Source organism: Pedobacter frigidisoli (assembly GCF_032678525.1).
GTDB lineage: Bacteria > Bacteroidota > Bacteroidia > Sphingobacteriales > Sphingobacteriaceae > Pedobacter > Pedobacter frigidisoli_A.
Window position 1 is genome coordinate 1,093,847 of sequence record NZ_JAVTSE010000001.1, and the last position, 22,190, is coordinate 1,116,036.

15 protein-coding genes are annotated in these 22,190 nt (G+C 39.6%); 12 read left to right on the top strand and 3 right to left on the bottom strand.

Going from position 1 to position 22,190, the window contains the following annotated elements:
- Window positions 1-73 precede the first annotated feature (73 nt).
- Window positions 74-226 carry a hypothetical protein gene (locus R2Q80_RS04635; protein WP_316798464.1) on the bottom strand — a complete coding sequence of 51 codons (153 nt, stop codon included), beginning with the start codon at window positions 224-226 and terminating at the stop codon, window positions 74-76.
- 183 nt (window positions 227-409) lie between these two features.
- Entirely contained in the window at window positions 410-1,144 is a 735-nt protein-coding gene (locus R2Q80_RS04640; protein ID WP_316798465.1) for an NUDIX hydrolase, read from the bottom strand.
- A gap of 309 nt (window positions 1,145-1,453) precedes the next feature.
- Here R2Q80_RS04640 and R2Q80_RS04645 point away from each other — a divergent pair, with 309 nt between their 5' ends.
- From R2Q80_RS04645 to R2Q80_RS04685, 9 genes are all read left to right on the top strand, one after another.
- Window positions 1,454-3,907 (top strand): glycoside hydrolase family 3 N-terminal domain-containing protein, encoded by a 2,454-nt coding sequence (locus R2Q80_RS04645; RefSeq protein WP_316798466.1) that lies wholly within the window; start codon window positions 1,454-1,456, stop codon window positions 3,905-3,907.
- Window positions 3,908-3,968: 61 nt separating this feature from the next.
- Window positions 3,969-5,393: a sugar MFS transporter gene (locus R2Q80_RS04650; protein WP_316798467.1), complete on the top strand. Its 1,425-nt coding sequence runs from the start codon at window positions 3,969-3,971 to the stop codon at window positions 5,391-5,393.
- 163 nt (window positions 5,394-5,556) lie between these two features.
- Window positions 5,557-6,150: an RNA polymerase sigma-70 factor gene (locus R2Q80_RS04655; RefSeq protein ID WP_316798468.1), complete on the top strand. Its 594-nt coding sequence runs from the start codon at window positions 5,557-5,559 to the stop codon at window positions 6,148-6,150.
- A 68-nt stretch (window positions 6,151-6,218) separates the two neighbouring features.
- On the top strand, window positions 6,219-7,349 hold the full coding sequence (locus R2Q80_RS04660; RefSeq protein WP_316798469.1) for a FecR family protein: 1,131 nt from the start codon (window positions 6,219-6,221) through the stop codon (window positions 7,347-7,349).
- 110 nt (window positions 7,350-7,459) lie between these two features.
- Window positions 7,460-10,825, top strand: coding sequence for a TonB-dependent receptor (locus R2Q80_RS04665; RefSeq protein WP_316798470.1), 3,366 nt, complete (start codon window positions 7,460-7,462; stop codon window positions 10,823-10,825).
- Window positions 10,826-10,836: 11 nt separating this feature from the next.
- Window positions 10,837-12,252, top strand: a complete 1,416-nt coding sequence (locus R2Q80_RS04670; RefSeq protein WP_316798471.1) for a RagB/SusD family nutrient uptake outer membrane protein — start codon at window positions 10,837-10,839, stop codon at window positions 12,250-12,252.
- Window positions 12,253-12,260: 8 nt separating this feature from the next.
- Window positions 12,261-14,813 (top strand): zinc-dependent metalloprotease, encoded by a 2,553-nt coding sequence (locus tag R2Q80_RS04675; protein WP_316798472.1) that lies wholly within the window; start codon window positions 12,261-12,263, stop codon window positions 14,811-14,813.
- A 61-nt stretch (window positions 14,814-14,874) separates the two neighbouring features.
- Window positions 14,875-15,915, top strand: a complete 1,041-nt coding sequence (locus R2Q80_RS04680; protein WP_316798473.1) for a TlpA disulfide reductase family protein — start codon at window positions 14,875-14,877, stop codon at window positions 15,913-15,915.
- Between the two features lie 118 nt (window positions 15,916-16,033).
- On the top strand, window positions 16,034-17,275 hold the full coding sequence (locus R2Q80_RS04685) for an amidohydrolase family protein (protein WP_316798474.1): 1,242 nt from the start codon (window positions 16,034-16,036) through the stop codon (window positions 17,273-17,275).
- 94 nt (window positions 17,276-17,369) lie between these two features.
- Here the strand turns inward: R2Q80_RS04685 and R2Q80_RS04690 are convergent, their stop codons facing one another.
- Window positions 17,370-18,122 carry a glucose 1-dehydrogenase gene (locus tag R2Q80_RS04690; protein ID WP_316798475.1) on the bottom strand — a complete coding sequence of 251 codons (753 nt, stop codon included), beginning with the start codon at window positions 18,120-18,122 and terminating at the stop codon, window positions 17,370-17,372.
- Window positions 18,123-18,350: 228 nt separating this feature from the next.
- On the opposite strand from R2Q80_RS04690, the gene R2Q80_RS04695 reads away from it, so the two are divergent.
- The 3 genes from R2Q80_RS04695 to R2Q80_RS04705 all read left to right on the top strand — a co-directional run bounded on the left by R2Q80_RS04695 (window position 18,351) and on the right by R2Q80_RS04705 (window position 22,035).
- Window positions 18,351-19,898: a glycosyl hydrolase family 28 protein gene (locus R2Q80_RS04695; protein WP_316798476.1), complete on the top strand. Its 1,548-nt coding sequence runs from the start codon at window positions 18,351-18,353 to the stop codon at window positions 19,896-19,898.
- Window positions 19,899-20,206: 308 nt separating this feature from the next.
- Window positions 20,207-20,800 (top strand): RNA polymerase sigma-70 factor, encoded by a 594-nt coding sequence (locus tag R2Q80_RS04700; RefSeq protein WP_316798477.1) that lies wholly within the window; start codon window positions 20,207-20,209, stop codon window positions 20,798-20,800.
- A gap of 89 nt (window positions 20,801-20,889) precedes the next feature.
- Entirely contained in the window at window positions 20,890-22,035 is a 1,146-nt protein-coding gene (locus R2Q80_RS04705; protein WP_316798478.1) for a FecR family protein, read from the top strand.
- Window positions 22,036-22,190: the final 155 nt, after the last annotated feature.

The window sequence follows — 22,190 nt, forward strand, 5'->3', positions numbered from 1 at the left end:
CTCTTGCGCCCTTTGGATCTGTAATTTGGCCGGGGGTGTTAAGGCCTTGCGGGCAAACAATAATGGCCTCGGGTCATAATTTCTCAAATTGCCTTGTATTTGCCATGTTTTCCATTGTTCCGCCATGGCCATGAAACGCGAAGATGACTGGTGTAGGTTTCGTTTTCGCTGTCGCCGGGATGTATACCAAAGCCTCTCTGATGGTATCGTTTACCTTCCAATGCATGATTGTATACGAAGGTAGAGGAGGAGCTTTTGATGCTTTCACCTGTAGGGAAGATACAATGCCTATGCTTAGCAGCATGAGCATTTTGAAATATGTGTAGAACCGTTTATTGCTTAACATATCCATAATACTTTCACATTGTGGGAAAGTTTAAGAAAAAACATTCCATTTGAAAAGTTTACCTTACCATATATTGGTATTTAAAGCTTTTTGATAGTTTTCCTCATCGAACTTATACAGGTTGGGTGCTTTATGTGCGCCGCCTTTCCGTAGTTCATCCAGTTTAATAAGGATGTTGTAACGAAGTATTTTTCTGTAGAAGTTGCCGCGGTTGAGTTTCTGACCCAATATCGTTTCGTAAAGTGCCTGCAACTCCGGCATGGTAAACGTTTCTGGCAGCAGGTTATAGCCAATAGGCTTGTAGCTAATATGCTCTCTGAGCGACTCCAATGCTTTTCCGATGATATGTTCGTGATCCATCACCATTTTAGGCAATTTGTAAACGGGCATCCATTCACAACGGTCGGAATAGCTATCGGTAACTGGCGTAACTTTGGTATGATCTACCAAGGCATAGTAGCCAATGGTGATAAACCTTTGCTTATGCCATAAATCATCAGGATAATCTGCGAAATAATCTTCGGAACGGTTAAGGTTGCCAAAGACACCAAAATTATTCAGAAAGATTTTTTCGGCGCCACTTCGCTCGAATAATATCCTTTGTGCTGCGTCGTCTATTGATTCGTTTTTGTTGATATACCCACCTGGGAGAATCCATTGATCGTCGCCACTCATTCTTAGAATTAACACATTCAAGGTGTTATTTATGAATCCAAATACCACGCTATCAATCGATAAGTGAGGTAAAGATTTTGCCCATAGATCGGCGCTTGCTTTCTGAATTTCTCTATTAATCATCAGCTTAAGGTAACATTTTTTAGGGGATCTAAATTAATAATTTGTTTTTCCAGATTAAACAAACTAATATTGCTTCTTAATGAAGCAATAATAAAATCTTTAGATTTTTTCTGACCAATCTTTAGTTCTCATCAGGTTTGTATTGCACTATTAGCATTTAAGATTATCAGATACTTAACTATTTGTTTAATGATGAGCACTTCAGAACGTATTTTTTAATTTAGGTAGATGAATTATTTAACCCATTCTGATGACTTCGTTAGGAAGCTTGAAACTTCAATCACATTGAATAATAATAATATATAAATCATGAAAAAGAACGACGTAAAAAGGGTGCTCAAGCTTTCGCTGTTGGGGGCAATGGTATTGTCAAATATCTCGTGGAAAAATGCCGGCGATAAAAACAAAAATACTGTTGCTACGCTTACCATTAATGGTTTCACATTTGCAGATTTAAACAAGAACGGGAAGTTGGATAAATACGAGGATTACAGATTACCATTGGGCGAGCGGATAGATGATTTGATCAGTAAAATGACCGATGATGAAAAAGCATCAATGCTGATGGGTACAGGAATGCCTGGTTTTGACGGCTTAACACCGGTAGTTGGCGCAATAGAAGGCCGTGTTCCTGGCGCTGCTGGTGGTACCTACGAAATTAAACGTTTGGGTATTCCGGAAATTATTGTAGCTGATGGCCCTGCCGGTTTGCGAATTAAACCTATCCGGGATAACGATAAAAACACCTATTACTGTACCGCATTTCCAGTGGGAACGGCCTTGGCCTCTACGTGGAATCCTGAGCTCATTCAAAGTGTGGGAGAAGCAATGGGGAATGAGGTAAAAGAATATGGTGTGGATGTATTGTTAGCACCTGCGCTAAACATTCACCGTAACCCATTGAATGGCCGTAATTTCGAGTATTATTCTGAAGATCCACTTGTGGCGGGAAAGATCGCTGCTGCGATGGTTAACGGAATTCAGGCGAATGGGGTAGGGACTTCGATCAAGCATTTTGCTGCGAATAACCAGGAAACCAATCGTCTTTCCATAAACGAACACATCACTGAAAGGACCATGCGTGAGCTTTACCTGAAGGGTTTTGAGATCACTGTGAAGGAGTCAAATCCATGGACGGTGATGTCATCCTACAACTTAATTAATGGAACCTATACTTCAGCAAGACATGATTTACTGACTGATATTCTTCGGGATGAGTGGGGATTTAAGGGGATTGTGATGACAGATTGGTTTGGAGGCTATGCAGGCTTCAATTCACTGAAGGGCGGAACGAGTAATGTTGTTGCGCAACTGGAAGCCGGAAACGACCTCCTTATGCCCGGACTGCCTGCTCAGAAAACGGCCATACTTGAAAACCTTAAGAATGGCAAACTATCGAAAACAGCCGTAGATGTAAATTTGAAGCGTATTTTAGCATTGGTATTCAACTCGCCCACCATGCAAAAATACAAGTACAGCAATAAGCCTGACCTTAAGAAGAATGCTGAAGTAACGAGAAATGCTGCGGCAGAAGGCATGGTGCTGTTGAAAAATAATGATTCAGTTTTACCTTACACCTTGAAAGCGCAACCGATTGCTGTTTTTGGCGTAACTTCTTACGATTTTATAGCCGGTGGAACAGGTAGTGGAGATGTAAATGAATCTTATACTGTTTCTTTAATTGAAGGGCTTGAAAAATCTGTTTATAAACTGGATAGTGACTTAAAGGACATGTATACCCCATTCGCGGCAAAGGAAAAAGCTGCTGAATTGGAAAGCCGTAAAAAACGTGGTATCCTGGCTTTACCCGAAAGGTTGCCTGAACTGGATTTGAGTAAAGATTTGATCAATAAAAAAGCTGAAACCAACTCATTAGCCATTATTACTTTAGGTAGAAACTCAGGTGAAGGAGGGGACAGATCTGTTAATAATGATTTTAACCTTGCTAATGATGAAATTTTGTTAATTAACAACGTAGCGGAAGCTTTTCATGCCAAAGGCAAAAAAGTTGTGGTAATATTAAATATTGGCGGTGTAATTGAAACTGCCAGCTGGAAAGACAAAGTTGACGCCATTCTTTTGTCATGGCAGCCGGGCCAGGAGGGCGGAAATTCAGTTAGTGATATTTTCTCGGGCAAGGTGACCCCGTCTGGTAAGTTAACCATGACTTTTCCTGTTAAATACGAAGATACACCATCAGCTAAAAACTGGTTAGGTACACCGTTAGACAACCCGGAGAATGTAACTTACGAAGAGGGTATATATGTTGGCTATCGTTATTTTAACACTTTCAAGGTTAAACCTTCGTTCGAATTTGGCTACGGTTTATCTTACACCAGTTTTGAATATAGTGATGTAAAACTAAGCGATAAAACTTTCAACGGAAATTTAATTGCTACGGTTACCATAAAAAACACCGGGAAAGCAACGGGTAAGGAGATTGTCCAACTTTACCTCTCAGCGCCTCACCAAAATATTGATAAGCCAGTTGCGGAACTAAAAGCCTTTGCAAAAACCAAGTTATTAAAGTCAGGACAATCGGAAACTTTACAGCTGGCGTTGTCGCCTAAAGACTTAGCTTCGTTTATGGAAAGCCAAAGTGCATGGGTTGCCGAAGCGGGTATCTATAAAATATCGGTAGGATCGTCATCACTAAATGTGAAACAAACGGCTGAGTTCTCATTGCCAAAGGAATTAGCTGTTGAGAAAGTTCATAAAGCATTTGCATTAACAAGTCCTGTTAATGAACTTAAAAATAAATAGACCAATGAACCGCCATTATTGATGGCGGTTTAATTTTTTAACATCATTCTTCTAACATACGATGAATAACAAAACTGCAGAAAGCCAGACCAGATCAAATTACGCCGTTCCCTTAATTACCATTACCCTTTTGTTTTTTATGTGGGGTTTCATCACCTGCATGAACGATATCCTTATTCCATATTTGAAGCAGCTTTTTAAATTAAGCTTTTTTGAATCTATGCTGGTACAGTTTTGCTTTTTTGGTGCATATTTCATCGGGTCGTCGATTTACTTTTTAATTTCTTATTTTAAAGGTGATCCTATTAACAAAGTGGGTTACAAAAAGGGTATCCTTTTTGGAATCGTGCTGGCTGCGATAGGCTGCGTATTATTTTTTCCGGCAGCTACCTATTCGGTATATCCATTATTTCTGGGTGCATTGTTTGTATTAGGACTTGGATTTACTGTACTTCAGATTACTGCGAATGCGTACGTTTCGTTATTGGGGCCAGAGGATAGCGCTTCGAGCAGGTTGAACCTTACGCAGGCATTTAACGCTTTCGGAACCACCATAGCGCCGATTTTAGGTGGTCATTTAATCTTTGAGTTTTTCTCGGAAGCTGACGGAAGTTTTAGTGCTTCTGCAACGCGCATTCCCTATTTGATGTTTGCAGGTATTTTATTGCTGGTGGGATTATTGATTTTTTATGTCAAGTTACCTTCTTTTAAACCGGATGAAGCGGAGCAAACCAAAGGCCTTGGCGTATTGAAGTTCCCACATCTTAAGCGTGGGATCATTGCGCTTTTTTGTTATGTGGGTGCAGAGGTTGCTGTTGGCAGTTTTATCATCAGCTTTTTACACTTAACAGAAATTACCGGTTTAGAAGAGGCCGTGAGTAAGAATTATTTATCTCTTTATTGGGGAGGAGCCATGATTGGTCGCTTCGTAGGGTCAATCTCTCTGAATCATGGTTTAAGCCAATCGAAAAAGATGGTGTATATGCTTGGAACTTCTATCCTTGTTTTTGCTGTCATTTACGGGATTGTAGATCTAACATTTGCCCAGATGAGTTTCTTTCTGATATTCATAGCCTTAAATTTTTTAGGTTTTCTTGTCGGTAAATCGGCACCGGCCAGAACGCTTGCTATTTTTTCAACCATCAATGTACTTTTACTAATCTCGGCAATGATCAATAAAGGGGATTTTGCGATGTACAGCATCCTTGGTATAGGAATATTTAACTCTATCATGTTTTCTAATATTTATACGCTATCGATTGCAAAACTAGGTGCTTATACCAGTCAGGGGTCTTCATTATTGGTTATGGCGATTTTAGGCGGAGCAGTAATGCCACTTATTCAGGGGGCGGTAGCAGATCAGATCGGAGTCCATCATTCATTTGTGCTGCCATTATTGTGCTATTTATTTATTCTTTATTTTGGTATTTATTGTAGTAAACATCTCAAGGGAATCGAGCAAACGGAGGTAAAGGGGGGACACTAGTTGTGATTTGAAGTTTGAGCTGGGGCGAATGATGTTGGATTTTTTGGTTATTTACAGGTTTAAGTATATTTTCTGTTACAATTGGTTGCATGTTTGTGAGAAATAATACTATTTTTGGTTGCGCATCTCCCTGTCCCTAACTAAAAAAACATTTAAAGCTGAAATGACCAATAATGGCATCTCATATTCTAGTTTAACTGACAATGAGTTGTTGTATCATCTAAAGAATGATGATCATCTGGCATTTACTGAGATTTTTAGACGATACAGTGCCCTGTTGTATTCCAATGCCTTTAATAAACTGAGAAATGAAAGCGATGCCAGGGATGTTGTTCAAGAAATGTTTATCAAAATCTGGACGAAGCGTGAGTCCATCCAAATGGACAACAATCTTTCCGGATATTTATTTGTGGCTTTGAGAAATGGTATTTTTAATCTGATTAAACATAACAATCTGGTTAGTGCTTATGCAGATCAATTTTCACAGGCTAACGCTGACAGTGGTGTTTACACTGATACTTTGATTCGTGAGAAGCAGTTTGCCGCCATGATAGAAGCTGAAATTGCCAGCTTGCCTCCACGTATGAGAGCAGTTTTTGAGCTGAGAAGGATGGAGAACCTTTCTAATAAAGAGGTAGCAGCCCGTTTAGGAATTACAGAATCTACGGCAGCTGATCAAATGAAAAAGGCACTTAGGATATTAAAAACGAGGATTGGCTTAATCTTAGTGGTTGTACATTACCTTAACGTAAAATAAATTTTAATTCTCTATCCCCAATCTGTATTTCACAGTTGTATTACATATAACATTCCGTAATCAACTAAATGGACGAACAGCAATTCAGTGAAATTTTAGACCGGTATATTTCAGGTACAGCCAATGCTGAGGAGCAGGCCTGGCTGGAGTCTGCCTATATCAACCTGAACAAAAAATCCTTTTCTGTTTACGATGACGGTTTTCTCGATGCCCAAACCGATCAGATTTGGCATGTTGTTGCCAACGCTACACAGCCACCGAAAAAGTTGACAGGCTTGATGCCATTGATATATGCCGCCGCCGCGTTGCTTATTGTTTCGCTGATAGCTGTTTTGGTTTATAACCAAAGTCATCCAAAATCTTATCTAACGAATCTGCCTGCAGCCAAAGATATTAAAGCAGGCAGGGATAAAGCCGTTTTGATACTCGCAAACGGTAAACGCATTGATCTGGATAAAACCGGAACCGGATATCTTGCCGATCAAACAGGAGTTAAAATATCGAAAACTGCCGACGGCCAAGTTGTATATAATATGCCTCAACAGATTGAACAAGTTGAGAAGCCTGAATATAATACCATTCAAACGCCTGCCGGGGGGCAGTATCAGGTTAATTTACCAGATGGAACCAAAGTTTGGCTTAATGCTTCTTCGTCGGTAACCTTTACGACTTCATTTGAGGTTGAACGGAGGGTAAAGCTTAAGGGTGAAGCTTATTTCGAAGTGAGTAAGATTTCCGTTGATGGAAAAAGAATTCCATTTGTTGTTGAGACTCAAAATCAGAAAGTTGAGGTGCTGGGTACTCATTTCAATGTAAATGCTTACAGCGATGAGCGTACAACCAAAACCACTTTACTTGAAGGTAGCGTGAAGGTTAATAATGATGTTTTACTTCAACCTAATCAACAGGCACGGGGAAATGGATCGGACATAAAAGTATTGAGTGTGAATGCACAGAATTTTATCGACTGGAAAAATGGTGATTTCATTTTAGAGAATAATGATTTCAGGAGCATTATGCGTAAGATAGCTCGCTGGTATGATGTGGAAATTGTATATAGTGATGATGCGCCTCAGAAACTCAACCTGGGGGGATGGATTTCACGCTCCAAGAATATTTCGTCTATTTTAGGAGTAATGGAGCAAACTGGAAAAGTTCATTTTAATATTGAAGGAAGGAGGATCACGGTAACCAGATAAAAATAAAACGTGGTTCTAAAAAGAAAGCCAGAAGTGGTGGAACACCTCCGGCTTAGGATTTTTAGAGCTCAAAATCAATCGACTGACTAATAAACTTTAAAACCAAACAAATGTACAAATTTTACCCAAACAAACTGGGTGGGGCGTCTGTCCATATCCAAAAAATTCTGCTGATTATGCGTGTAACTACGTTCCTGTTATTGGCTGCAATGATGCAGGTAAGTGCAACAACGCTTGCGCAAAGGGTTACAATTAATCAAAAAAATGCAAATTTAACTGACATATTCAAAACAATAAGGATCCAGACAGGATACGATTTTATTTACGATCAGGATTTAATTTCTAAATCGGTACCCGTAAATATCAATATCACCAATACAGAACTGAGCGAAGCACTGAAACGCTGTCTGGATAATCAATCTCTTACCTATACAATTAAAGATAAAACCGTAATTATTCAGGAAAAAACCTTTCTGGATAAGGTTACCGGTTATTTTGATAATATCACTGTTAACGGTACTGTGCTTGATGAAACCGGCACGCCCTTACCTGGTGTGGTGATTAAGGTAAAAGGCACAAACAGAACAACAATATCGGGAAACAGCGGTAAGTTTTACATTGCTGCCACTGATGAAAATCCCACTCTTGTTCTATCATATGTTGGTTATAAAACTATAGAAGTAACTGCTACACAAACCTTAACTGTAAAAATGGTTTTAGATCCTGCAAAACTGGATGAAATTATGGTGATTGGTTATGGTACAACCACACGTCGCCTTAATACAGGTTCGCAGGTTGGAATCAGTGCAGACGAAATAGCTGATCAGCCGGTTACCAATGTTTTACAGGCGCTGCAAGGACGTCTTGCAGGTGTTACCATAACACAAACCAATGGTTTACCAGGTGCAGGTATTAACATTCAGGTTAGAGGTGCAAATGCAATCGGATTAAATGGTGTAAAAGCAAATCGTCCTCTGTATATTATTGATGGTGTACCTTTTCTTTCCGAACCTATTAATACAGCTTCTTTTATATCAACTGCAACTTCAACATCTGCCTTGCCATCTGCAGAAGGAAATACCAGTCCGATGAACACAATTAATCCCTCTGATATCGAAAGTATCGAAGTGTTAAAGGATGCCGATGCTACTGCTATTTACGGATCAAGAGGAGCCAATGGTGTAATTTTAATTACAACCAAAAAAGGAAAGGCTGGAGCAACAAAATTTAACGTAAATGCTTCATCAGGAGTTTCAGAAGTTACACATTTTGTAGAAACTGTGGGAACTGAGCAATATCTTGCCTTGAGAAGAAAAGCCTTTGCAAACAATACCACCAATCCGGCAACTCCAAGTGTAACCACAGCTCCTGATCTATTGGTTTGGGACCAGAACGGGTATACCGATTTTCAGAGGTATATGCTTGGAAATACTGCTAAAACACATGATGTCAATGCAAGTTTATCTGGTGGAGATAACCGTACTAATTTTTACCTGAGCGGAACATACCATAAGGAAGGTAATGTGTATCCTGGCGATCAGGGATATCAGAGAGGAGGTGGTAAATTCAACCTGAACCACAGTTCACTTGATCAGCGTTTCAGTTTATCCTTATCTGCAATGTATTCTACAGATAAGAACAATATTTCAACAACAGATTTAGCTAGCTGGGCTTACGCACTACCTCCAAACTTCCCTTTATACAAGGCAGATGGAAGTTTTAACTGGGATGGGGGGATTAGTAATCCATTGGCATATTTAAACCAAACCAATGATAACCGTACCTCTAACCTGTTGACTAATTTGTTGTTAAAATACAATATTGCAAAAGGACTGGATTTTAAAACCAGTTTGGGATATAGTAAAACTGATATGACTCAGATAGCCATCAGGCCACTAACTTCACTTAATCCAAATTTTACACCAACATCGGGCACTGCCAGCTATGTGTATAATTATACCAATAACTATATACTGGAACCGCAGTTAACGTACACCCGTAAAATCTGGAAAGGTACATTAAATGCACTTGCAGGTGGTTCTTATCAGTTTAAGCAATCAAAAATGCCATATAGTACTTCTGCATCAGGATTCTCGTCAGATGATTTTTTAAGAACCTCTACAGCAGCAACTACTGTAAGTACAACAAGTAGCTCTATAGATTATAAATACACTTCACTGTTTGGACGTGTGAATTATAATTTAATGGATAAGTACATTCTGAATGTAAATTACAGAAGAGACGGATCATCGAGATTTGGTCCTAATAACAAATTCGGAAACTTTGGATCGGTCGGTGGCGCCTGGATTTTCTCTGAGGAAGACTTCTTAAAAAATAAATTCAGCTGGTTTAGCTTTGGTAAAGTCCGTGGCAGTTACGGTATTGTGGGTAGTGATGATATTGGCGACTACGGATATTTTGACTCTTATACTGCATCAACTTATAATTATGCCGGATCTACAGGCTTAAATCCATCACGTCTGGCTAATCCTGATTATAAATGGGAAGAAACTAAAAAACTGGATGTTGGTTTAGAGTTAGCTTTCTTTAAAGACCGTTTGTCGATCAGTGGATTATATTACCGTAACAGAACAAGTAATCAGTTAATTAATCAGACTGTAAGTACACAAACCGGATTTTCTGGTTATCAGAGTAATCTGCCTGCAACGGTACAAAACTCAGGATGGGAAATTACCTTAACAAGTACGAACATCAAAAACAAGGATTTTAACTGGATTACATCTTTCAATATCAGTGCGAACCGCAATAAATTACTTTCGTTTCCCGACATTGAAAAATCTTCTTACTACACAACTTATATCGTTGGTAATCCGATCAGCTCATATTATGTTTACCAGTATGCAGGTATAAATCCGGCAACTAATTTACCAATGTTTACCGATTTTAACGGCGTTGGCGGAGTTAACAGTCCTACTACAGGTTTTGCTGCAACAGGCCGTGGCGACCGTTATTTTGCAGGCACATCTTATCCTAAATTTTTCGGAGGTATTACCAATAGCCTTTCCTACAAAAAGCTTACATTAGATTTTACCTTCCAGTTTGTTAAGCAGCAGGGCAGAAGTTTACTTACTTCATCATTCTATCCTCCGGGATACTTTAGCAATGCTGCATTAAGTATAGTAAACGACTATCTGGCACTTGGATCTCAGGACTATCTGGTGTCGGCAGGAACACGTGGTGCAGCAGGTTCTGCAGCTTACCTGGCTTATTCTTACTATGCAGGTTCTGATGCTTCGGTTGTTGATGCCTCTTTTATCCGGTTGAAAAACGTAAACATATCTTACTCACTTCCTGCTAAATGGCTGTCGAAAGATACAGGTACACAGCTACGTGTTTATGTACAGGCACAAAACCTGTTCACCATTACCGGCTACAAAGGTTTCGATCCTGAATCGCAGAGTGTGGTAACACCGCCATTGCGTACTATAACCGGAGGTTTACAATTCACTTTTTAATCTGAAACATCATGTCAAAATCGATATATAAAATAATGGCCACAATGATGGCTTTAGCCGCAATGGTTAATACAGGATGTGAAAAACTTATTGAAATCGATCCTCCTGTAAACCAGGTAACTACTGATCTGGTTTTTGCATCTGATAAATTGGCGACCAGTGCCCGTTCGGCATTGTTCAGCACGCTTTCACAAACTTCAACGCAAAATGCAAGTTTAAGTCTTTACAGTTCTTTACAGGCAGACGATCTACTTTATCTGGGAACGAACGCAGGTGTGCAGGAATTTAACAACAATACCTATTCTAATGTAAGTACCATACATCCGACAATTTTTTCAGAATGGTATACCGTTATTTACCGTGCAAATTCCATTATTTTAGGTCTGCAAGGTACTTCAGGGACATCTGATGCCATTAAAAAGCAATATACTGCAGAAGCTAAGTTTGTAAGGGCTTACTGTTATTTTAACCTGGTAAATGAATTTGGAGATGTGCCCCTGGTTTTAGTAACCGACCCAAACATCACCGCTTTTCAGGCAAGAGAAACTACTGCAAATATTTATAATCAGATCATAGCCGATTTAACCGATGCAAAGGCAAATTTACTTAGTGATTATTCGGCAACATCGGGCGACAGGATAGGTGTTAATAAATTTACTGCAGCAGCACTTTTGGCCCGGGTTTATATGTTTACGAATAATTATGCTGCTGCAGAATCAAATGCATCAGAAGTAATCGCTTCATCACAGTATAGTTTAATACCAAAAGCCGGTATTGCAGCAGGTTTATTTATTAAAAACAGCGCCGAAAGTATCTGGCAAACACCGCCACCGGTAGCGGCTACGAACCAGTACACAAATGAAGCTTTAACTTTCGTTCCATCAACATTAGCTACTCTAAGTACTTATAATTACAGAATAGACCCACGATTGATTCAGTTATTTTTAACTACAGATCAGCGCCGTATAAGCTGGATGGCTAGCACAACATTTTCCGGTGAAACATATACTTATCCGTTTAAATACAAATACCGTACTCAGACGTTGGCAGTAGCCGCGGGTATAACTGAATATCAGATTGTAATGCGTTTAGCCGAACAATACCTGATCAGGGCAGAAGCGAGAGCAAGAACTGGTACTAATTTGACCGGTGCTTTAAGCGATTTGAATGCCATTCAAAACAGGGCAGGAGCAACCTTAACAACAGCAACAGATGCGGCTACACTGATTAATGATATTGCATTGGAAAACCGCAAAGAATTTTTTACAGAGCAGGCATTTCGCTGGAACAATCTAAAACGTACGGGCCAGGCCGATGCCGTTCTTGGTGCTTTGAAAAGTAGCTATACACCTAAATCCAAACTTTTACCTATTCCACAGGCAGCTATAGATGCCAATTACAATTTAACACAAAACCCAGGTTACTAAACACACAAATGAACACAAGAAACCAATTTAAGGTCAGGTATTTTTACCTGGCCTTAGCCATCGGCATGCTTGGTGCAACCGCCCAATCGTGTAGTATTCTAAAAAAGAAAAAGAAAGCACCCGTGGCAACAGCTGTTGCACCCAAGCCTAAAGCCGATTCGCTTAAAAATCCGATAAAACCTTATGCAGAAGTAATTACTTCAAAAGCGGTAACACAGAAAGGACTGTTTACCGTTCATAAAATTGCGGATAAATATTTCTTTGAAATCCCCAATAAGTTGCTTAATAAAGAAATTTTAGCTGTAAACAGGTTGAGTAAATCAACTCCGGGAGCAGGTAATTACGGTGGCGAAGAGGTAAGCTCCAGGGTAATTTACTGGGAATTAGGTCCGTCAAATAAACTATTCCTTAAAGTATCGGCAACGGTAAGTGTAGCCGATTCTACAGATATGATCTCAAAAGCCGTGGCCAGCTCAAATATGAACCCGATTATGGCGGCTTTCCCAATTAAAGCGAAGGGAAAAGATTCCTCATCTGTTGTTATTGATGTAACAGACTTTCTTTTAAGTGAAACCCCGTTATTGTCTTTTGACGCTGAAAATAAAAAAGCTTACAATCTGGCCGCACAGGTGGCAGACCGTTCTTACATTGAAAGTGTAAAAAGTTTTCCCATTAACACAGAGGTTAAAACCATCAGGACCTACACTTCATTTGCGGGACGTTTGCCAGCTACAAGCGAGGCAGGTGCCATTACCTTGGGAATGAATACCTCATTTGTAATGCTTCCCGAAATACCCATGCGCAAGAGAATGTACGATGCCCGGGTAGGTTTCTTTGCCAGTGCCAATATCAGGTATAAAGACGACCAGCAGAAGGTAGAACAGGAAGCCTTTATCCACCGATGGAGGTTAGAGCCTAAAGAGGAGGATATTGAAAAATTTAAAAAAGGCGAACTGGTAGAGCCTAAAAAACAAATAGTTTATTATATCGATCCGGCTACCCCAAAAAAATGGAGACCTTATTTAATTGCAGGTGTAAACGACTGGCAAAAAGCATTTGAACAGGCAGGTTTTAAAAACGCCATTGTTGCTAAAGAATGGCCGGAAGCAGACACCACCATGAGCCTGGATGATGCACGCTTCTCGGTGATCCGTTACTTTGCTTCACCTCAGCAAAATGCATACGGGCCAAATATAGCCGATCCGCGTACCGGAGAAATCATTGAAAGCCACATCGGATGGTACCATAACGTAATGAACCTGGTACACCGCTGGTACATGATCCAGGCAGGAGCCATCGATCCAAGGGCACGCAAAAATAAATTCGATGATGAATTAATGGGCCAGTTGATCCGTTTTGTTTCCTCTCACGAAATTGGTCATACCTTAGGCCTACGTCATAACATGGGCGCAAGCAGTACCGTTCCGGTTGAAAAACTGAGAGATAAAAAATGGGTAGAAGCTCATGGACATACGCCGTCTATCATGGATTATGCCCGTTTCAATTACGTAGCGCAGCCTGAAGACCATATCAGCGAAGCCGGGATTTTTCCTCGTATTAACGATTACGACAAATGGGCAATTCAGTGGGGTTACAAGCCGATTTTTGGAACTGCAAATGCTGCAGATGACAAGAAAATATTAAACAAAATTACCATAGATAGTCTGGCTTCCAATAAAAGGCTTTGGTTTGGTGGGGAAGGTAGAGATCAGGATCCGCGTTCTCAATCCGAAGATTTAAGCGATGATAACATCAAAGCCGGTCTGTATGGAATTAAGAACCTGAAAAGAATAGTTCCACAACTGATTAACTGGACCAGGGAAGATGGAGAAGATTATTCGGACCTTAAGGAGATGTACAAAGAAGCAGTTGGTCAGTATAGCCGCTATGTTTTCCATGTGCTTAAAAATCTTGGCGGTGTAATGGTTACCGAGAAAACATACGACCAGCCCGGTGCTGTTTATCAGCCGGTAAGTCTTGCCCGTCAGAAAGAAACCATTAAGTTCTATAACGAGCAGGTATTTACTACACCAAAATGGTTGCTCAATAAAGATATCCTGAACAAAATAGATCCTGGTTTTTCTTTCAACGATGTTCAGATAGTACAGCAGGGAGTAGTGGCATCGGTAACTTCACAAACCCGCTTGTATAGAATGATGATTAACCAACGCGATTATGGTAAGGGCGCCTATTCTCCGCGAGAGTGGTTAAAAGATCTTAAGGCGGGTATTTTTAGCGAACTAATCAGCGGTAAAGCTACAGACGAATATCGCCGCGCTTTACAGAAAATGTATGTAGGCAGTATCATTACCATGTACAATAAACGCTTCGCATTGCAGGGCTCTACAGATAATATTCTGGCTTCTGTAACACCTACAGATGTTTTATTGTATTCTAATGTGAAGTCGCTGGCTTTTGCGCATCTTAAAGACCTGCGTAAGGACATTACTAATGGAATATCAAAAACCAGTGATTATGATACTAAAATCCACTATCAGTACTTAAAGCAGATGTTGGATAAAATAGTAAACGAATCGCCGATCCCGGGTTTAAATTACTAAGACTTAACAACCATATATCATGCTGAAAAATAGTAAAAAAATCACTTTCCAAATATTAGTAATGATGATATGTTCTTCTGTGTATGCGCAACAATTTGCGCATACTATAGGGAACATAGAAGATCTAGGCAGTGGATATGTTATTTTTTCTTATGAAATCAATAATATTCTTTATAAGGACTCTGTACAAGCCAGGTCTGATATTTTCACAAAGAAAGTGGCTGTCGTCGAATCAACACTTTGTACTCTATCGAATAGCGTTAATCAACAAATCAAAATTTTTATTTTAGAGCCTACACTTATCAAATTCAGAGGGCAGATCACTAAGTTTTACGATTTGGAAGTTATCGGTGGTAAGGAATCTGAATTGTATGCCCAATATCGGCAAGCGCTGAGATTAAATATTGGCAAGCGACCGCTACTAACGGGAGACGAAGTAATCGATAAAAAAAGGCGTACCAGCTTTGGTGCTGCAATGAAGATTTTAAAAGATAGTGTTGTAACCGACTTTGTCAATAGAAACCCAGGAAGTGTTCTGTCAGCAATTGCCATTTATGATACTTACGTCACCTATCCGGATAGAAACAAGGCAGATATACTGTATAAATTGTTAAGTCCGGCTATTCAGAGAAATGATTATGGAAGGCGTATTAAAACCTTTGTAGACGCATTGGGTAATACCTCCCACGGGGCTATTGCTCCTGAGTTTTCTTTGGCAGATCAAAACGGCAAATTCTATTCATTGACCAATTTCAGGGGCAAATATGTTTTAATTGATTTTTGGGCAAGCTGGTGCGGACCATGCCGCCTGGAAAACCCTAACCTGATCAAAGCCTACCAAAAATTTAATGATAAAGGCTTTACGATTGTTGGTTTATCTATGGACAGTTCGAAAGAAAACTGGTTAAAAGCTGTTGAGCAGGATAAGTTACTTTGGCTTCAGTTAACTGATCCTAAAACAACAAATGGCAAAACAGCAGAAATATATGGTGTAAAAAGCCTTCCTGCTAACTTTTTAGTTGACCCTTCGGGAAAGATTATCGCAAGAAATTTACGCGGTGATGCATTGGGAAAGCAATTGTCTGCCATTTTCGGAAAGTAGAATATTTAAAATTAACAACCGGGTAGAAACGGTTTTTTAGTTAATAGTTAGTGATGACAATGCAGGATGATGGATGTCTCCTGCATTTTTTGATTAATATCCCATTAATACCATAAATATGAAAATAGTAAATATTGTTGTTTACCTGATTTTAACTGTAATTCTCTCAATCTATAATCCATCTGTAAACATGGCTCAGGAAAAACAGGATGTATATCTTACTTTAAAACATGCCAATATTATAGATATAGAAAAAGGCAGGGTGATAAGTGATATGACGGTTTTAATTAAAAATGACCGCATAGCATCTGTTTATAAGGGAAATAGAACCAAAGGAGAGGTAATAGATATTCAGTACAAATACCTGGTGCCTGGTCTGGTTGATTCGCATGCACACGTAACCAATATCAGCGGATCACCCATCGAAAGATCGTATAAGGTACTTGATTACCTGCTCAAACACGGAATTACCACCATCCGCGATGCCGCAGGGAACGGGGCAATTATGCAGAAGGTTCAGGCCGATGTAAATCACGATATCAAAACAGGTGCCGATATTTATTATGCTGCCTTTATGGCGGGCGATTGGTACTACAACCGCGATCAGCATATCCGAAAAGAACCTTACCATCCATGGGAACAACTGATAGTGCCGGGAACAAACCTCGACAGTGCTATGAAAGCTGCTAAGGAGTGCGGTGCAACAGGGGTAAAGTTGTATCATTCTTTTGATGGTACTTTTTTGAAGGAGGTAGCCGCTGCTGCAAAAAGAAACGGCTTGCTGGTTTGGGGACATGCCATGATGTATCCTGGAAGGCCTTTGGAAGTGGTGAGGGCAGGTGTTCAAGTTATATCGCATGCCAGTATGTTGTCGGCATTGATAAATGATCCGAAAATGAATTATAGAAAAGTTCCCCAAGCCTATAAGGACAGTGTTGGAAGCCGCATAGACGTATCGGAACTGGCCGGGGAAATGAAACGTAGAAATGTAATTCTCGATGCCACACTAACCGTTTCGGAAGTTAAGGAACAATGGATATTTGAACTGGTTAAAAAGCTTCATCAAATGGGCGTTAAAATTTCTGCAGGCACCGATAAAATTACCGTGCTTACCAATCCAGATCCTTTTTTAATTGAAGAACTGAATTATTTTGTAAACGACTGCGATTTTACACCTGCCGAAGCATTGAAGGCAGCGACCTTGATTTCGGCTGAAACGATTGGTCAGGATAAAAATATCGGTAGTATTAAAGTTGGTAAAAAAGCTGATCTGCTGGTTACCGAGCAGAATCCTTTGGAAGATATCAACGGGTTAAAAAAGTTATCAATGATTATCAAGCATGGGAAAGTTATTAATTGAGTGAAGGACTGAATAGTTGGGTTTTCTCGAAAGAAGATAAAAAAAAGCGCAATAAATATTCATCGCGCTTTTTTTATGTTCTATATCTTTAATGCTAGATTGCAGTATATCCGCCATCGGCAATGATATAACTTCCTGTAGTAAATGTTGATTTATCTGAGCTTAAAAAGGCAACCAGATCTGCAATTTCCTGCACTTTACCCAATCTGTTGATCGGACTTTTAGCTGCGATTGCGTCTTGCATTTCCTGACTAAGGTTTGCACCCAGTAGTGGTGTTTCAATATAACCCGGGCCTACAGCATTACACCTGATGTTTTTCTGCCCATATTCGGCGGCAATATTTTTAGTAAGTCCAACTACAGCATGTTTTGAGGCGGTATAAGCCGGACTATTCGGTGCAGCAACTTGTCCGTGAATAGAAGCGATATTGATGATTGAACCACCACCGTTCTTCTCCATTTGTTGTAACTGATATTTACAGGCATAGAAAACGCCATTTAAATTAAGTGCAATCACGCGATCCCATTCTTCAGGTTCATAATCACCTGTTGGTTTTGCAGGCCCGCCAATTCCAGCATTATTACAGGCAATGTCAAGGCGGCCATATTTGGCTACTACTGCTTCGACCAGCGACTTATTTTCTTCCGCTTTTGAGGCGTCAGATTTTACTGCGAAAGCTTCGCCTCCATTTTCCTGTATCAATTTTACGGTTTCATTTGCATGTTCTTCGTTGATGTCGGACACAACTACTCTAGCACCTTCCTGTGCATAAGTGATGGCAATGGAGCGACCAATTCCTGAACCTGCGCCAGAAACAACCGCTACTTTATTTTCTAATAATGACATATTGTTTTGTGTTAAATTCTATGTAAAAAACGGGATTGTAGCCCGAATGTTTGTCAGCATAATGTGTTTTAACATTAAATAACTCCATTAGTTGAAAGCACTATTCTACAATAAACGGCAGCGTTACTATAAGAATTTACAGGGCAGTACATAGCAGGATGGATTATTCTGAGAGTACACTATATTTGTTGGAATTGATAGCCAATCATTTTCATAACCAGATATATTATGCCAAAAATTCAATACCTCCTTGCGATTACATTTTTCCTGTTTACTCTTTTTTTATCGCCAGCCGTAGTTAACGCGTTTGATACCAGTAAATTTAATTTGTTGATCGCACCAGGTACATTATCTGAACGATCGGTTACGCTGATATGGGAAAAGCAGGATGAAGCTAAGTCATTGGGTTACGAGATTGTGGTGAACAATAAGAGAGTTAGTTATTGTGGCAAAACCAATTTTACAATTACCGAATTAAAACCTAATACATGGTACATTGCGAAAGTGTTGATAAAAGGGAAAGCAAGGGCAAGTTACTTAAGCAATAGTATTCGATTTAAAACAATGGTATCAGGAAAAATCTTTAATATTTTAAGTTACGGTGCATTGGCAGACAGCACAAGGATCAATACGAAATCCATTCAGGCTGCCATTGACGCCTGTTCAGCGGGAGGTACAGTATTCATTCCGAGAGGCACGTTTTTATCCGGCGCTTTACATTTAAAGAGTAACATGACATTAAAAATTGAGGAGGGGGGAGTATTAAAAGGGACGCAGGTTCCGGAAGACTACCTGCCAATGATTTTGAACCGATTTGAAGGCTGGGAAATGAAAACTTACGCCAGCTTATTAAATGCAGGAACGCTTAACCGTGACGGGAGTTACAATGTCAGAAATTTAACCATTACCGGAAAAGGTAAAATTGTAGGTGGTGGACGAAAGCTTGGTGAGGCCATGACTAAAGCCAATGGGATCAGAAGCAGAGGGCGTTTAATCTGTTTAATGAACGCCAAAAATGTAAGTATTTCAGGACTTACCGTTACCGAACCGCCATGCTGGACTATCCATTACATCTATAGTGATGACATAAGTTGCTATAATTTAAATATCATTACTAAAAACATCAGAAATGGCGATGGTATAGACCCTGATTCTTCAACTGATTCCTATATTTTTAATTCTACTTTTGATACGGGGGATGATTGCATTGCCATCAAATCTGGCAAGAACCCCGAAGGATTCTTAATAGCAAAGCCAACGAAAAATGTTCGTATAACTGATTGTGATTTCAAAAATGGGCACGGAATATCTATTGGCAGTGAAATGTCGGGCGGGGTAAGTGATGTATTGGTGCAAGACTGTAAAGCCGGGAAACTCCTTCATGGTATGCAGATTAAAGGGACTAAAGATAGGGGAGGTTACGTTAGGAATGTAACTGTTGCCGATTGTGAGCTGATGAAAATCACCATATTCTCTGCAGTAAATTATAATAATGATGGCGAGCCGGCAACAGAAATCCCAACTTTCGAAAACTTTGTATTCAGGAATATTGATATGTCAATCGCTGTTCCGAACGGCGTAATAATTGATATCAATGGTTTTGAAGATGTTTCGCATCGGTTAAATAACGTATCGTTCAGTAATATTATACTACCGGAAAATGCAAAAGTGCATGTGACAAATGCCGAGGATATTCAGTTTAATAAGGTGAAATCAATATCAGGCATGTTACCTACATATAAGTTTGTAAATGTGGGCACAATAATTAAGGATTGATTTACCATATACTATTAGAATTGCGACGTCTTGTTATACAATAATTTCTCGCAGATCGCGCAGATTTCGCTGATCTTTTAGATTTATTGCCATGAGAGTTCTTCATAAAATCCAATCTGCGGCATTTGGGAGATCTCCGGGTAACATAGTAATAGAGTTCGTGGATAAAGATTTTTTAACTAAACCGATTTAAGTCCACAAATAAATGTCTTGCCGAAATAATGTCTATTAATTTTGTAGTTATTTTTTTGTTTTGACATTGAAATAGTGTTTAAACTCTGTTCAAATCCTTATATTCGTCTCATTGTATGGCGTCTGTAAACGAATTATCGGATAATGACTTGCTACTGCGTTTAAAAAACGGGGAGCACACAGCCTTTACAGAAATCTATAACCGCTTTTGGGAAAAGATGATGAATTACGCTGTCAAACTCACCAAATCAGAAGATGAAGCCGCTGATATTGTACAGGAGATTTTTGTATCCATCTGGAACCGTAAGGAGTCATTGGAAGTTAAAGGGCCGCTTGGAGCCTATCTGATTAAATCAGTTCGTAATCTTTCATTAAAGTACATCGAAAAGAATATCCATAAGGAAAATTTTATGGAGCGCCTCGGATATCATTTTGAAAACACCACAGCGCAAACTGAAGATGATATTTCTGTAAAAGAACTTCAGAAAAATATTGATACAGCGGTTTCGAAACTACCTGGAAAGATGCGGCAAGTTTATGTTTTGAGCCGTGATGAACAGCTTTCTCATAAGGAAATTGCTCAAAAACTTGGGATATCGGAATTAACTGTTAAGAAACAGATTAATAATGCACTTAAACTGATTGCAAAATCGTTGAAATTGAATCTATCAGGGGCAATGCTAGTGCTTTTTGCGCATCTTTTAAAATAATTTTATTTTTTTCTAAAATAAATCTACTACCAAAGTCCTCTTTTCGGAATATAGTATTGTAAGGCGTCCTCTAGCTTGCCTAAATACCTATGAAAACCGAACAAGTTAAAGAACTTTTAAAGCGTTATAATGACGGACAGGCAAGCGTGAAGGAAGCCGATGCCGTTAACGATTGGGTGGAACAAGAGCTTGAACAAACTGGCTGGAATAAGTCTGAAGAAGATAAGTTAGCTTTTGGTATCGCATTAAAACTAAAAATAGATGCTCAAATTAACCTAAGTTCAGAAAAGGAAGCAAGCGGCACGAATTCCCTTAAGGTGACGAGGTTTCGAATGATCTCAGCCATTGCAGCAGCTATAGCGATTGTGCTGTTAGGTACCATTGTTTTCTGGAGAATGAGAAACGAAGACGCTTCCCGCCGATATGCAAATGATGTTGCTCCAGGTAAAAACACAGCGGTTCTTAAATTGGCCAATGGACAGAAAATCAATCTTGATGAAAGAAATGGTACGCTTGATACGCTGAACGGAATTAAAATAGAAAAGGCTGCAAACGGTGTTGTTGTGTTCACCATTCTCGATCGTGATGCTGACACAAGGAACCAAAAGAACACCATTGAAACCCCTGCTGGCGGAAAGTATCAGGTGGTACTAGCCGACGGAACAAAGGTATGGTTGAATGCAGCCAGTTCCTTAACGTTTCCGGGCGAGTTTGGTGGGCAACAAAAACGTATAGTTAGTTTAACTGGGGAGGCCTATTTTGAGGTGGCAAAAGATAAGACCCATCCGTTTTTGGTCGAGACTGCAAAACAGGAAGTTGAAGTATTGGGAACCCATTTTAATATCAATGCTTATGCTAATGAAGCTGATATCAAAACAACTTTGCTCGAAGGTTCAGTTCAGGTTTCGGCAAGCGGGCAACATGAGGTTTTATCACCTAACCAGCAATCTGTATTTAAAAACAATGCTTTAAAGGTTAGTGAAATCGATCCGGCACTGGCTACCGACTGGAAAAACGGGGAATTCCGTTTCAAAGATGAACCGCTTGAAAGTATTCTACGCAAATTGTCACGCTGGTATGGTGTACGTTTTGTAAGTGAGCTGAATGAAAATAACACTCCTTCGTTTACAGGCTCTGTATCCCGCTTTGATAACATTTCTTCGGTACTTACCATGCTCGAAGAAACAGGCAACATCCGTTTTTATATCAACAATAAAGTAATTACCGTAAAATAAAACACTGCCTAAGGGATTAACCACCCTTTATAAATAATAAAAATAAACAACTAACTAAAAACCAAAACATGAAAAGAAAACTACCAGCCGCGGCGTAACATGAGCAGGTTTTTAAGCAAAAAAGCCACGAAAGTGTTACCAGCACTTCCATGGCC

Coding starts and splice junctions, on each gene's coding strand:
- R2Q80_RS04635 (WP_316798464.1), bottom strand. CDS start 226: ATGCATTGGAAGGTAAACGATACCATCAGAGAGGCTTTGGTATACATC.
- R2Q80_RS04640 (WP_316798465.1), bottom strand. CDS start 1,144: ATGATTAATAGAGAAATTCAGAAAGCAAGCGCCGATCTATGGGCAAAA.
- R2Q80_RS04645 (WP_316798466.1), top strand. CDS start 1,454: ATGAAAAAGAACGACGTAAAAAGGGTGCTCAAGCTTTCGCTGTTGGGG.
- R2Q80_RS04650 (WP_316798467.1), top strand. CDS start 3,969: ATGAATAACAAAACTGCAGAAAGCCAGACCAGATCAAATTACGCCGTT.
- R2Q80_RS04655 (WP_316798468.1), top strand. CDS start 5,557: ATGACCAATAATGGCATCTCATATTCTAGTTTAACTGACAATGAGTTG.
- R2Q80_RS04660 (WP_316798469.1), top strand. CDS start 6,219: ATGGACGAACAGCAATTCAGTGAAATTTTAGACCGGTATATTTCAGGT.
- R2Q80_RS04665 (WP_316798470.1), top strand. CDS start 7,460: ATGTACAAATTTTACCCAAACAAACTGGGTGGGGCGTCTGTCCATATC.
- R2Q80_RS04670 (WP_316798471.1), top strand. CDS start 10,837: ATGTCAAAATCGATATATAAAATAATGGCCACAATGATGGCTTTAGCC.
- R2Q80_RS04675 (WP_316798472.1), top strand. CDS start 12,261: ATGAACACAAGAAACCAATTTAAGGTCAGGTATTTTTACCTGGCCTTA.
- R2Q80_RS04680 (WP_316798473.1), top strand. CDS start 14,875: ATGATGATATGTTCTTCTGTGTATGCGCAACAATTTGCGCATACTATA.
- R2Q80_RS04685 (WP_316798474.1), top strand. CDS start 16,034: ATGAAAATAGTAAATATTGTTGTTTACCTGATTTTAACTGTAATTCTC.
- R2Q80_RS04690 (WP_316798475.1), bottom strand. CDS start 18,122: ATGTCATTATTAGAAAATAAAGTAGCGGTTGTTTCTGGCGCAGGTTCA.
- R2Q80_RS04695 (WP_316798476.1), top strand. CDS start 18,351: ATGCCAAAAATTCAATACCTCCTTGCGATTACATTTTTCCTGTTTACT.
- R2Q80_RS04700 (WP_316798477.1), top strand. CDS start 20,207: ATGGCGTCTGTAAACGAATTATCGGATAATGACTTGCTACTGCGTTTA.
- R2Q80_RS04705 (WP_316798478.1), top strand. CDS start 20,890: ATGAAAACCGAACAAGTTAAAGAACTTTTAAAGCGTTATAATGACGGA.